This window comes from Streptomyces sp. NBC_01451 (assembly GCF_036227485.1).
GTDB lineage: Bacteria > Actinomycetota > Actinomycetes > Streptomycetales > Streptomycetaceae > Streptomyces.
The window spans coordinates 7,197,833-7,210,586 of the sequence record NZ_CP109479.1 but is presented as its reverse complement, the minus strand read 5'-3'; the positions used below and the strand labels follow the sequence as shown (position 1 = coordinate 7,210,586).

Genomic DNA, 12,754 nt, shown 5'->3' with positions numbered 1-12,754 from the left:
CGCAAGTGCGCCTAGAGACCCACCCCGAAGGATGTGTCCCGTGACCTTCAAGGCTGAGTACATCTGGATCGACGGCACCGAGCCGACGGCCAAGCTCCGCTCCAAGACCAAGATTCTGGCCGACGACGCCAAGGGCGCCGAGCTGCCGATCTGGGGCTTCGACGGGTCTTCCACGAACCAGGCCGAGGGACACTCCTCGGACCGCGTGCTCAAGCCGGTCTCCTCCTACCCGGACCCGATCCGCGGCGGTGACGACATCCTCGTCATGTGCGAGGTCCTCGACATCGACATGACGCCGCACTCGTCCAACACGCGTGCCGCGCTGGTCGAGGTCGCCACGAAGTTCGCCGCCCAGGAGCCGATCTTCGGCATCGAGCAGGAGTACACCTTCTTCGACGGCTCCCGTCCGCTGGGCTTCCCCGAGGGCGGCTTCCCGGCCCCCCAGGGCGGCTACTACTGCGGTGTCGGCGCCGACGAGATCTTCGGTCGCGAGATCGTCGAGGCCCACCTGGAGAACTGTCTCAAGGCCGGTCTCGCCATCTCCGGCATCAACGCCGAGGTCATGCCCGGTCAGTGGGAGTTCCAGGTCGGCCCGGTGTCCCCGCTGGAGGTCTCCGACCAGCTGTGGATCGCCCGCTGGCTGCTCTACCGCACCGCCGAGGACTTCGGCATCTCCGCGACGCTGGACCCGAAGCCGGTGAAGGGCGACTGGAACGGCGCCGGTGCGCACACCAACTTCTCCACGAAGGCGATGCGCGAGGGCTACGACGCGATCATCACCGCGTGCGAGTCCCTCGGTGAGGGCTCGAAGCCGCTCGACCACGTCAAGAACTACGGCGCCGGCATCGACGACCGCCTCACCGGTCTGCACGAGACCGCCCCGTGGAACGAGTACTCGTACGGCGTCTCCAACCGTGGCGCCTCGGTCCGTATCCCGTGGCAGGTCGAGCAGGACGGCAAGGGTTACATCGAGGACCGCCGCCCGAACGCCAACGTCGACCCGTACCTCGTGACGCGGCTGATCGTCGACACCTGCTGCTCTGCCCTGGAGAAGGCCGGACAGGTCTGATCACCAGCTGATCCCAGATAGTGAGAAGGGGTGTCCACCGGACGGTGGACACCCCTTCTCCGCTTCGCCCCTTCTCTGCTTCAATGGACCCATGGCCAGCTTCCAGAAGTGCATCGCGACAGGTCGCCACGACCTTGAGCCCTTCTGGCCTTCCCGCCAGCACCACGACTTCGACCGGGTGTGTTGTCGCGCGATGAACGCGTCGGCCCTCTAACACCAGCCGTACGGCCCCTCTGCTGCCGTACTTCTCGGTCTTCCGCCGACGCGCACGACGTACGTCCCCGACGAACTCCTCGCGCGAAAGAGCTGACCTCTCATGGCGACCACTCGTACTCTCTCCCCCCTGTCCCCCCTCTCCCCCAACGGCTCCGCCCGGCACCGGCTGCGCGCCGTCGACCGGGACGAGGTGGTCGACGTCAGGGACTTCCTGCCGCCGGGTGCCACCTGGCTGCCCGCTCCCCCGCACACCCTGCCCACGCTGCCCGGGCAGCCGCCGATGATCGGCTACCTGGTGCTCGTGCCGGCCGACCAGCAGCCGCCCGTACTGCCGTTCGCGCTCCCGGACCCGGAGCTGCCGGCCCCGTCCACCGCCCCGGAGCAGTCCCGGGCCGACGGCGACCGTCACCTCGTACGCGTCGACAACGTGCAGCGCACCGCCGAGGTCGACGGGCAGCCGCTGGATCTCACGTACCTCGAGTTCGAACTGCTCGCCCATCTCGTCGCCCACCCCAACCGGGTGCACACCCGCGACCAGTTGGTCACCACGGTGTGGGGCTACGGGCACGTGGGCGACGGCCGGACCGTGGACGTCCACATCGCCCGGCTGCGCCGCAAGCTCGGCGCGGAGCACCGGCAGGCGATCCAGACGGTACGACGGGTGGGGTACAAGTACACGCCCCCGACCGCGCGTTGACCGGCACGAGCGTTGACCGACCTGCCCTGATCTGATCCGGCCTGACCGATCCTCCGGACCGGGGAGGTGTGCCCGGCGCCCACCCCCCGGTACCGACAACGGGCGGAGTTCCACCAGGGTGCCCGTGAAGAGGCGCCGTACGCCCGCCGCCGACGCACACCGACGAGGCACCGCAGTGCGCGCTGCGGGCACTGCGGGCTCGGCCGGGACCCGCCGGTACCGGTGCTGTCCGTGGCGGGGCTGTCGCGGCACGTGGAGCGGCTGTACGCGGACGAGTTGCCGGCCTGCGGGGTGCGCCGGGGACAGCCGGCGGCTGGGGCGGCTGACGCCCAGCGAGCCGGATGCGCTGGAACTCATGGCTCGGGAAACGTTCGAACGCGGCGACCGCGGGGCATCTTGTTGTCGCGGAGCGGGCGATCACGGGGCACACGTCCGACATCTTCGCCGAACCGGACCCCGGGTGCCGGACGGCGACAACCGCCGCGTCCTGACGGTACTGACATATCTCGACCACCGGCGCCGAAAACATGCCAGAGTCGACGATATCCGCTCCCCCTCCGAACACTTGCCGTAAGAGATCCGCAACTCCCGGTATAGCCGGTGGAGTTGAGGTCGAATTGTCCTACGAATCTCTCATCAATTTCTGAGGCGGCTGAACACTCCTGGGGTCCCCCTCGTATGGAACGACGCCGCTTCACTCCTGTCGGGCGCCTCGATAGCCCCGCAAGGAAGTCAGAGGAGTTCCATGGGACGCAATGCACGTAAACGACGCTCACCACTGGCCGTTCGCGCCGTGGCCGCATCCGCGGCCCTCGCGATCGGTGGTGGTGGACTTGTCTGGGCGAATTTCTACGCCTCCGCACACGAGGAGAACGGCGCCCAGAACCAGACCAAGGCCGCTGCCGCACAGATCGCCACGATCGACTGCCCGGACGTCGGCCAGAAGCTCTCGAATGTCCCGAGCGGCGCCCGCGCCGGTGTGGACAGGGAGCTCGCGAATCTGGACAACCAGATCACCGAGGCCTACGCACGTCTCGCCTCCACCCGGCAGGCGCAGGCGGGCGACGCGAGCTTCGTACAGAACGCGATCGTCAATCCGCTGAAGGACAAGCGCGTCGCGGCGATCGACCGGATCCGCATCAACATCAAGCGGGCCGGTGGTTCCGGAGCCGACAACCTGGCGCAGTTCGCCCAGTGCACCGCCGTCGCGGCAGCCCCGCAGACCAACGCCGGCCAGGGCCAGGGCAACAACAACCAGGGCAACGGCCAGAACAACAACGGCAACCAGAACAACGGTGGCCAGAACAACAACGGTCAGAACAACAACGGCCAGGGCAACGCTGGTGCGGGCAACGCAGGCGCGGGCAACGCTGGCGCGGGCAACGCTGGCGCGGGCAACGCTGGCGCGGGTAACGCGGGTGCCGGCAACGCCGGCGCGGGTAACGCGGGTGCCGGCAACGCCGGCGGTGGCGGCCAGGGCGGCAACGGACCGGTGGCTGCCGACTTCGTCGACATCACCAAGGTTCAGGGCAACGCCCAGCTGGGTGTGGGCGCGAACGGGCTCGCCGCGAACGGCAACAGCGGCTCGCGCGGTTCCTTCACCACCAAGTGCGGCACCAACGGGAACGACAACCACAACACGGACAACGTGATCGTCGCCCCCGGTGTCAGCAACGGCGCGCACCACCTGCACGACTACGTCGGCAACCAGAGCAACGACGCCTTCGCGAGCGACCAGGAACTGGCGGCGGCCCAGACCAGCTGCCAGAACCAGGGCGACAAGTCGTCGTACTTCTGGCCGGTGCTGCGTCTGCAGGACGGTTCGCAGGACTTCGACCAGAACGCCGCCGGTGGTGGCACCGAGGGCAACGTCGGCAAGATCCTGCAGGCCTCCCAGGCGCAGATCAAGTTCGTCGGCAACAAGAAGGGCAACGTCGTCGCGATGCCGACCGCCCTGCGCATCATCACCGGTGACGCCAAGGCCTTCGTCAACGGCAACGCGAACGCCAACGTGAACTGGAGCTGCACCGGCTTCGAGAACAAGGTGCAGCTGAAGGACAAGTACCCGATCTGCCCGCAGGGCAGCGCCGTGGTCCGTACGACCGCTTTCCAGAGCTGCTGGGACGGCCAGAACATCGACAGTGCGAACCACCGCACTCACGTGGCCTTCGTCCAGGCCGACGGCACCTGCGCCAACGGCTTCAAGGCGATCCCCCAGCTCCAGGTCCGTCTGGTCTACAACGTTCCGGCCCCGAAGCTGCAGAACGGCACGGTCGTGAACCCGTACGCGGTGGACTCCTTCCCGGAGAACCTGCACAAGCCGATCACCGACCACAACGACTTCATCAACTTCTTCTCCCAGAACACGATGAACAAGATGGTCAACTGCATCAACACCGGCAAGAAGTGCCAGTAGATCCAACAGTGGTCCACCGATGGTGGTCCACGTGAGAAAGCCGGTGGCGGGTTCTCCCGCCACCGGCTTTCTCGTGCTCTGCCCTGCTCTTCGTTCTGCTTCTCGTCCTGCTTGCCGCTCTGCGTGCCGTCCCGCTCGTTCTTCCTGTTCCTGCTTCCGCTCAGCCGTCGTGGCCGGCGGAGTGGGTCGCCTCGCCGCTGGCGCCCGCGTGGTGGTCGGCGCCCACCTCGGTGGTCCCGCCGAGCTTCCCCTGCAGTTTCGCGATCACCTTCTGGTCGCCGACCGCGGTCCACTTGCGGCCGAGGAGGTAGAAGCCGCCGTAGTCCTTGGCCCCGTTGATCCACTCGCGCTGGCCGCGGTCGGTTGCGTAGGTCAGGAGAAGGAACTTGCCGTAGGTGGTGGTCTTGCAGGCGGCCTGGCGGAGCTCGTCCGCGTCGATCTGCATGATCGGCTTGCAGCCGGCCTTGTTCGCGAGCTGCTCCAGGCTGCCGGTCGCGGCGACCGGCGTGGAGTCGATCGCCGTGGCCGCCCGATCGCTGTCGCCGCCCGAGCAGCCCGTCAGTGCCAGCGCCGCCACGGCTGTGACCGCGGCAGCCGCGAGCTTCGGTCGCGTCACCATCATCTGTTCGTCCTCCGGTCCGTTCGCCGCCGACATTACTCTCGGCCCATGCCGCGGGTGGCCCCGTCGAGGAGCCCTCGCCTTCGATACGGCTGCCGGGCACAGACCACTCAATCAGGGAACACGTGTGCGAGAGTGGGCAAGTACCACGTCCACCCGGGGGACAACCCCCCGGACCCCCGGCAGAAAGGCAGGTCAGCAAGCATGACCGGCACGGATATCGCGAGGCGACCCGAGTGAACGCGGACTGGAACGAGCGCGTGGACGCGGCCTGGGCCACCTTCGACGACTACGACGAGGACCACGGGGCCGACTTCCGCGCCGTGATCGACACTCTCGTCGCCGAACTGCCCGCCGACAGCCCCCTGGCCCCTTTCGAGCAGGCGTGCGCCTGGGACTCCACGGGCCACTCGGACCGGGCGGCGCCGCTCTACCGGGAGGCGCTCGCACTCGGCCTCAGCGAAGCCAGCGGCTACAAGGGCCGCCGCGCCAAGATCCAGCTGTCGAGTTCGCTGCGGAACCTCGGGCAGGCCGAGGAGGGCGTCAAACTGCTCACTCCCGAACTGGACGCCCCCTCCGACGAGTTGGACGACGCCGTACGGGCATGTCTGGCGCTGTGTCTGTCCAGCCTCGGCCGCGACCGTGAGGGACTCTCGCTGGTCCTCGGCGCCCTCGCTCCCCACCTGCCGCGCTACCAGCGGTCGATGGCGAACTACGCCCGCCTGCTGACCGAGCCCGACGGCTGACTCCCGGCCGGCCAGGTGACCATCCGACCATTCGCTCGTTCTGCTGAACGTGCAGTCACAGGATGTCGCCTTCAGCCCCACCACCGGTAACAGCGCCAAGGGCCGCCCCGTCGTCGACGTGGAGCAGGCCGAGGCCGCGCTCGTCGAGCACTACCCCCGGCTCGTCCGGCTCGCCTATCTGGTGCTGCCGCCGAGCCTCGGCCGCAACCGGCGCGTCCTGACCGCGCACGCTCTCACCCAGCGCGCGCTGCCCAGGGGACGCACGGCCACGGCCGCGATCCCGGCCCAGCCGAAGGGCCGTGCGGGCGACCCCGGTTACGCGCTCGTCCGCCTCCAGGTGCTGCGTACGGCGCTCGCCGCGGGGCAGCCGTGGCGGGGCCGCACGCTGCCGAAGCGGTCGCAACTGCCGCCGCTGCTCCCCCAGGTGTGGGGGCTGCGGCTCTTCCCGCGGTCGGGGGGCGCCGAGGAACTCGCCCTGGACCAGCGGCTGTCGGCCCTCTCCGGCCCCGCGCGGGCCGCGTACGTCCTGCGCGGTCTGGAGAAGCTCCCGGACTCCGACGTACGCACCGCCCTGGAGGCCGCCGGGGTCGACCGGCCGACCGAGGCGCTGCGCGAGGCGGACGAGGTCCCGGCGCAGTACGCGCTGCTCGACTCCGCCGAGTTCGACCCCTGTTCGCTCCAGGCCCGCCCGACCGACCTGATGCGGCGCAGGCAGCACCTGAAGGCCGCGCTCGTCGCCGCCGCGGCCGTCGCGGTGTGCGGCGCGCTGCTCGGCCTGCCCGGGGACGGCTGGGCCCCGGACGGCGCCGCCGCACCCGCGTACGCGAAGAACCCGGCCGCCGAAGCCGCCCTGGACCCGGCCCGGCTGACCCTGGTCGCCCCCGCCACCTGGAAGTCCTCCGCGCGCACCGACTTCTCCGTCTGGCCCGCGCGCGGCGACCTCGTCGACGACAGCGCCCTGCTGCGCCGCGCCCTCGCCGTCTGGGCCCGCCCCGGCGGGACGGTCCAGGTCTCGGCGACCCCGGGCACCCCGTCCGGCGGCCCGGCCGGCCCGCCCCAGCTCCTGTACGCGGGCACTGTCGACGCCGCCCACGTGGTGATCCTGTACGACGGTCTGCGCATCGCCCGGTACGCCGAGCCGAAGGACGGCACGAGCGGGGCCGCCCTCGACTTCGCCCGCGTCGACGGCGCGACCGGCGCCGAGGCCGACGCGGTGGTCCTCGACCGGGCCGACGGCAACGTCCGTTACCTGACGGCACCCTGGGTGCTCAAGGCGGAGATGCGGGACCTGCGGGTGCCGGCCGGGACGCCGATCGACCTGGGGCTGACGGACGGGGTGACCGGGCCGCTGGCCAGCCCCGTCGCGCAGACCGGCACCTGCCGGTCGTGGAACACGCTCCAGGTGACCGACGCCGGAGGCGCCCGTCTGCTGAGCGACCTCGGCGAACTCGTGCCGGCCCACCTCACCACGGGCCGCCCGACCGCGCCCCGCGAGGCCTCGGCTCCGGCGGCGCTGACCATGTGGTCACCGTTCGCCTGCTCGCTCGCCGCGATGCACTCCCAGGGCGTGCGCTCCGTGAACGCCTGGCAGTACGCGCGGCAGCCGCTGCCCGACGCGGGCGGAGCCGCCGACTGGGTGTGCACCCGCGCCGAGACCTGGCGCGGTGAGGGCGCGCGGGTCCTGGCCCAGTTCCACACGCCGGGCGGGGCGTACGGGGCGGTCGCGGCGAAGTCCGAGAGCGGCCCGGCGTGCGGTCCCCGCGACCCGAACGTGCTCGCCGGTGTGCTGTGGAAGTCGGGGGCGGGTGAGTGGTACATGCTGGCCGCCGGGTCGGAGAACACGGCGTCGATCACGGCGACGGGCGGGGTGAGTTCGTCCGCGCGGGGTGCCATGCTGGCGGCCAGGACCCAGCAGGGCGCCCAGGCGGGCCTGAAGGGGACGCTCAAGGACGGGCGGGCCATCGGCGGACTGCGCTAGCTGACACTGGCGTCAACAAGTCGGCGCAGAAGGGTTTCCCCACCCGCTACCCGTCAGTACATTGACGCCATGTCCAACAGTGCCGATCCCTCCCCCGCCCCCTCCGAACACGTACCGCCGCACATACCGCTCAAGGCGCGCAAGGTGTCCTTCTCCTGGGAGGACACCCCGCTGCACTGGGTGCCGGGGGATCCGTTCACCTCGCACACCATCAACGTGCTGCATCTGCTGCTGCCGGCCGGCGAGCGGTGGTTCGTGCACGTGTACAAGCAGGTGCTGCCGTACATCCGTGACGAACGGCTGCGGGCGGACGTCGTCGGGTTCATCGGGCAGGAGGCGATGCACTCCCAGGCCCACGACGAAGTCCTCCCGCATCTCCGGGAGTCGGGGCTCGATCCGACGCCGTACACCGCCCAGGTCGACTGGCTCTTCGAGAAGCTGCTCGGCGACCGGTTCCTCCTGCCGGGCCGCCGGGCGCGCAGGTGGTGGCTCATGGAACGGGTCGCCGTCATCGCGGCCATCGAGCACTACACGGCGTTCCTCGGCGACTGGATACTCAACGCCCCGGAGCTGGACCGGCGCGGCGCCGATCCGACCATGCTGGACCTGCTGCGCTGGCACGGTGCCGAGGAGGTCGAGCACCGGTCGGTCGCCTTCGATCTGTTCACACACGTCGACGGGGGCTACGGGCGGCGCGTGCGGACCTGGCTGACCGGACTGCTGGCGCTGTTCTTCCTGTGGCAGCGCGGGGTGCGGTTCTTCATGGCGAACGACCCGGCGCCGAACCTCCGCAAGCCGACCTTCCGGGGCTTCTACGTGCGCGGGAAGCGGGGTCTGCTGCCGTCGACCCGGGCCATGGCGAGATCGGTGCCGCGCTATCTCGCCCGGGACTACCACCCGTCCCAGGAGGGCTCCACCGAGCAGGCCGTCGCCTATCTGGCCTCCTCCCCCGCCGCCCTCGCGGCCGACCGGGGCGCCGCCTGATGCCCCGGCCGCTGACTCTCGCGCTCACCGCCGGGGCCGCGCTGCTCGCCCGGCGGGCCGTGCGCCGCCGGATCGAGGACTCCCCGCTGTGGCCGCTGCCCGCGCTGGCGGAGCCGGTCTCCGGCCGGCCGCGCTCACGGGCCCTGCGGCTGACGGTCGCCGGGCACGAGACGGTCGCCGACGGTGTCGTACAACTTCGCCTGGTGGGGCGGGAGTTGCCGGGCTGGGCGCCGGGGGCGCATCTCGATCTGGTGCTGCCGTCGGGGCTTGTGCGGCAGTACTCGCTGTGCGGGGATCCGGCGGACACCTCGTCGTACACGGTCGCCACGCGGCTGGTGCCGGACGGGCGCGGAGGGTCGCGCGAGGTGCACGAGGGACTGCGGGCCGGCATGAGCGTCGAGGTGCGCGGCCCGCGCAACCGCTTCCCGCTCGCCCCGGCTCCGGCCTACGTCTTCGTGGCCGGCGGTATCGGCATCACCCCGATCCTGCCGATGCTCCGGGCCGTTCACTCCCAACCCGGCCTGGAATGGCGGCTGTTGTACGGAGGGCGCAGCCGGGCCTCGATGCCGTACCTCGCCGAGATCGAGAAGCTGGGCGCGGGCGGCGACCGGGTGCGGGTCGTCGCGGAGGACGAGGACGGACTGCCCGACCTCGACGCGCTGTTCGCGGGTGTGGCGGCGGACCTGCCCGAGGGCACCGCAGTCCACTGCTGCGGCCCCGAGGGGCTGATGGCCGCGGTCGAGGCCCGGCTGCCCGAGGGGACCGTGCTGCGACTGGAGCGCTTCACCCCGCGTACGTCGACCGGGGGCGACCAGCCTTTCGAGGTCGAACTCCGGCGCAGCGGAAGGACGTTGACGGTGGCGGCCGACTCGACCGTGCTGGCCGCCGTACGGGCGGAGCTGCCGGACATCGCGTACTCGTGCGAGCAGGGATTCTGCGGGACCTGCCAACAGCGCGTGCTCGCCGGGGAAGTCGACCATCGTGACGAGCTGCTGACCGATGCCGAGCGGGCGGACTCGATGCTGATCTGCGTGTCACGGGCACGACGGAGTCCACTTGTGCTGGATTTGTGAACATCCTCGGTCGGACCCGTCCGTTGCGGGCCGTATCCGATCGGTAAGGTGTTCGCATGACAACCGGGGTTCGCCGCAGAATGGGAGTCGAGGAACGCCGGCAGCAGTTGATCGGCGTCGCCCTCGAACTGTTCAGCCGCCGCTCGCCCGACGAGGTCTCCATCGATGAGATCGCGTCGGCCGCGGGCATCTCGCGCCCACTGGTCTACCACTACTTTCCCGGCAAACTCAGCTTGTACGAGGCCGCGTTGAAGCGGGCGTCGGACGATCTGGCGGCCCGGTTCACAGAGCCGCACGAGGGTCCGCTGGGGGCCCGGCTGCTGCGCGTGATGCGCCGGTTCTTCGACTTCGTCGACGAACACGGGCCCGGTTTCGCGGCGTTGATGCGCGGCGGTCCGGCGGTGTCCGCGGACGAGGTGCGTTCGAGCAGCGCCTCGACGACGAACGCGCTCATCGACGCCGTACGACAGGTCGCGTACGTCCAGATCCTGTCGCATCTGGAACTGAACCCCGAAGACGCGCCCGCCCGGCTGGAGTTGGTCATCCGGACGTGGATATCGCTCGTCGAGTCGACCGCGCTGATCTGGCTGGACGGGCGGCGCGTGCCGCGCGGCGAGCTGGAGGCACAGCTCGTGCACGACTTCGCGGCACTGGCCGCCGTGAGCGCCGCCTACGACGAGGAGATGGCCGCGCTGCTGCGCCGGATGCTCAAGCAGGAGCCCACCGACGGCCCGTTCACCGACCTGGTCACACGGCTCATCTCACTCGCCTCGTAGCCCGCGGAGCCTCCCGCAGCCCCTCGTAGTCCCTCGTCGTCCCTCGTACGTAGCCCTGAGACCCTCCGGGCCCGGTCGACGGGTCAGTTGTCGAACTTCCGGTAGGAGTCGTCGAGTTCGCGGACCTCGACCGAGGCGTGCAGGGCGAGTCCTTCGACGGGCTTCACATGGGCGCGCACCAACTCCAGTACGGCTTCCGTCAGTTGGGCCTTCGTCTCCACCGTGCGCCCGGTGAGCATGCCGATCCAGACGTGCACGATCGCGTGGCCGTCGCTGTCCGCGCCGACCGTGGCGTCCTCGGTGCGGCGGAACTGCGTCTTGCACGCCTCGGGCTTCGCCTTCGCCGTGGCGACGACCTCCTCGTGCAGCGCGAGCGCGAACGCGCGCCGGTCGAAGGCCTCGGTCAGCGGACCCGAGTAGTCGACGGTGATCTGCGGCATGGGTCAAACCCCTGTTCTACGACGGCACGGCCAACACACCCTAACCGTTGGCCCTCGCCGACAGCCCTGGACTGTGGTCCTGGTCAGCGAGCCGCAGCGCCAGCATCGCGATGTCGTCCTCCCGGTCGTGGCCGAAGGAGACCAGCAGCGTGTCGCAGAGGGCGTCCAGGCCGGGCAGCGCGCCGGAGGCCGCCGCGCGCAGGTGTTCCATGGAGTCCGCGAGGTCGGTGCCCCGGGTCTCGATCAGGCCGTCGGTGATCATGAGGAGCCGGTCGGTGGGTTCGAGGAAGAGTTCGGTGGGCGGCGGATGGGTCAGGCCCACGCCGAGCAGCGGGCCCGCGGCCTTGGCGTAGTCGGCGCTGCCGGTGTCGCGGATGATCAGCGGCGGGATGTGGCCCGCGTTGGCGATACGGGTGCGCCCGGTGCCCGGAGCGACATGGACCAGACAGACGGTGGCCGTGACCTCGGGGTGGTAGCGCCGGAGCATCCGGTCGAGGCGCTCGGCGAGCACGGCCGGGTCGCTCTCGTCGACGCAGTAGGCGCGCAGCGCGTGCCGGATCTCGACCATGACGGTGGCCGCGTCCAGCGAGTGCCCGACGACGTCACCGACCGCGGCGAGCACGCCGTCCGCGGTGCGCAGGGCGGCGTAGAAGTCGCCGCCGATCTCGGCGTCCCGGGATGCGGGCACGTACCGGACCACCACGTCGATGCCGGGCAGGTCGGGCAGCCGGTCGGGGCGCGGCAGGAAGCTGTGCTGGAGGGTGAGGGCGACATGCCGCTCGACCTGGTACATGAGGAGCGGCTCGGCGGCGAGCACGGTGGCCTGGGCGAGCCGGGCCACCAGGGACTCGTTCTCGGGGCTCACCCTGCGGGTCCCGCGGGTGGGCGTGGCCAGGCACACCGAGGCCCTGCCGTCCTCGGTGGGGATCAGCACGAGGCGGGCGTCGTGCTCCATGCCCGGCCGGAAGAACCCGGCGGGCCACAGCGGCGAGGCCACCGTGGTGATCTGCACCCCGCTGTGCCCGCGGGTGAGCCGCCGGAGCAGCCCCGCCACGACACGGTGGGCGCTCTCGTCCGGCATGGCGAGCGTGGTGCGGTCGCGGGAGATGGCGCGGTACAGCTCGTCGTCCGGGCCGAGGAAGAACACGGCGGCGGGCGAGCCGGTGAGCCGCGCGGTGCCCTCGGCGGCGGCGTCGGCGAGTTCCTGCAGGGACCGCGCCGACTGGATGGCGAAGACCGTCTCCGACAGCCGGGTCAGCCGCCGCGCCAGCGCCTGGTCGTCGGCCCGCAGCCGCGAGGCACGCACCGCGGCCCGCAGCACCGCGTCGATCTCCCCGGGCTCGGCGGGCACCGTCAGATACGCCTCCCCGCCCGCCTCCAGCCCGTCGCGACGGTCGCCCGGGGAGACGGCGGAGGACGAGAAGTGGACGACTGGCAGGCCGGCCATGTGCGGCCGGGTCTTGATCCGGCGGCACAGTTCGACCCCGCTCACGCCGGGCAGGTTCACCGCGATGAGGGCCACGTCGGGCAGGATGCCCTTGCGCAGCCTTACGTCGAGTTCCGCGAGCGCCTCGTGGCCGCCGCCGACCGGGACGACCTGGTAACCGGCTCGGCGGAGCAGGGCGCTCATCGCGTAGCGACCGGCCGGGGTGGCGTCCACGACGAGCACGGTGGTCTCGGTCCGCTTGCCGTTGCCGTCCATCTGGCCGCCCTTGGACACACCGGTGGGGCAGACCGAGG

General features: G+C 70.8%; 11 protein-coding genes and 1 pseudogene. 9 read left to right on the top strand and 3 right to left on the bottom strand.

Annotation, left to right across the window (positions count from 1 at the left end; all coding sequences use genetic code 11):
* Positions 1 to 40: 40 nt before the first annotated feature.
* The 4 genes and pseudogenes from glnII to OG595_RS31675 all read left to right on the top strand — a co-directional run bounded on the left by glnII (position 41) and on the right by OG595_RS31675 (position 4,398).
* Entirely contained in the window at positions 41 to 1,069 is a 1,029-nt protein-coding gene (gene glnII / locus OG595_RS31690; protein ID WP_329277939.1) for a glutamine synthetase, read from the top strand.
* A gap of 316 nt (positions 1,070 to 1,385) precedes the next feature.
* Positions 1,386 to 1,982: a winged helix-turn-helix domain-containing protein gene (locus OG595_RS31685; protein ID WP_329277937.1), complete on the top strand. Its 597-nt coding sequence runs from the start codon at positions 1,386 to 1,388 to the stop codon at positions 1,980 to 1,982.
* A gap of 137 nt (positions 1,983 to 2,119) precedes the next feature.
* Positions 2,120 to 2,556, top strand: a pseudogene (locus OG595_RS31680) (hypothetical protein); the annotation flags it as partial.
* A gap of 171 nt (positions 2,557 to 2,727) precedes the next feature.
* On the top strand, positions 2,728 to 4,398 hold the full coding sequence (locus tag OG595_RS31675) for a DUF1996 domain-containing protein (protein ID WP_329277935.1): 1,671 nt from the start codon (positions 2,728 to 2,730) through the stop codon (positions 4,396 to 4,398).
* A gap of 160 nt (positions 4,399 to 4,558) precedes the next feature.
* Here OG595_RS31675 and OG595_RS31670 read toward each other — a convergent pair whose 3' ends face one another.
* On the bottom strand, positions 4,559 to 5,020 hold the full coding sequence (locus OG595_RS31670) for a hypothetical protein (protein ID WP_329277933.1): 462 nt from the start codon (positions 5,018 to 5,020) through the stop codon (positions 4,559 to 4,561).
* Between the two features lie 233 nt (positions 5,021 to 5,253).
* Between OG595_RS31670 and OG595_RS31665 the strand changes: the two genes are divergently transcribed.
* The 5 genes from OG595_RS31665 to OG595_RS31645 all read left to right on the top strand — a co-directional run bounded on the left by OG595_RS31665 (position 5,254) and on the right by OG595_RS31645 (position 10,574).
* Entirely contained in the window at positions 5,254 to 5,763 is a 510-nt protein-coding gene (locus OG595_RS31665) for a tetratricopeptide repeat protein (protein ID WP_329277931.1), read from the top strand.
* Between the two features lie 49 nt (positions 5,764 to 5,812).
* Entirely contained in the window at positions 5,813 to 7,741 is a 1,929-nt protein-coding gene (locus OG595_RS31660) for a hypothetical protein (protein ID WP_329277930.1), read from the top strand.
* A 69-nt stretch (positions 7,742 to 7,810) separates the two neighbouring features.
* Positions 7,811 to 8,725: a metal-dependent hydrolase gene (locus OG595_RS31655; RefSeq protein ID WP_329277928.1), complete on the top strand. Its 915-nt coding sequence runs from the start codon at positions 7,811 to 7,813 to the stop codon at positions 8,723 to 8,725.
* The gene (locus OG595_RS31650; RefSeq protein ID WP_329277926.1) at positions 8,725 to 9,798 is read left to right on the top strand and encodes a PDR/VanB family oxidoreductase; all 1,074 of its coding nucleotides are present in this window, start codon (positions 8,725 to 8,727) and stop codon (positions 9,796 to 9,798) included. Before OG595_RS31655 ends, OG595_RS31650 begins: the two co-directional genes overlap by 1 nt.
* 56 nt (positions 9,799 to 9,854) lie before the next feature.
* The gene (locus OG595_RS31645) at positions 9,855 to 10,574 is read left to right on the top strand and encodes a TetR/AcrR family transcriptional regulator (RefSeq protein WP_329277924.1); all 720 of its coding nucleotides are present in this window, start codon (positions 9,855 to 9,857) and stop codon (positions 10,572 to 10,574) included.
* An 83-nt stretch (positions 10,575 to 10,657) separates the two neighbouring features.
* Here OG595_RS31645 and OG595_RS31640 read toward each other — a convergent pair whose 3' ends face one another.
* Positions 10,658 to 11,014, bottom strand: a complete 357-nt coding sequence (locus OG595_RS31640) for a 5-carboxymethyl-2-hydroxymuconate Delta-isomerase (RefSeq protein ID WP_329277922.1) — start codon at positions 11,012 to 11,014, stop codon at positions 10,658 to 10,660.
* Between the two features lie 40 nt (positions 11,015 to 11,054).
* Positions 11,055 to 12,716 carry a fused response regulator/phosphatase gene (locus tag OG595_RS31635; RefSeq protein WP_329283381.1) on the bottom strand — a complete coding sequence of 554 codons (1,662 nt, stop codon included), beginning with the start codon at positions 12,714 to 12,716 and terminating at the stop codon, positions 11,055 to 11,057.
* Positions 12,717 to 12,754: the final 38 nt, after the last annotated feature.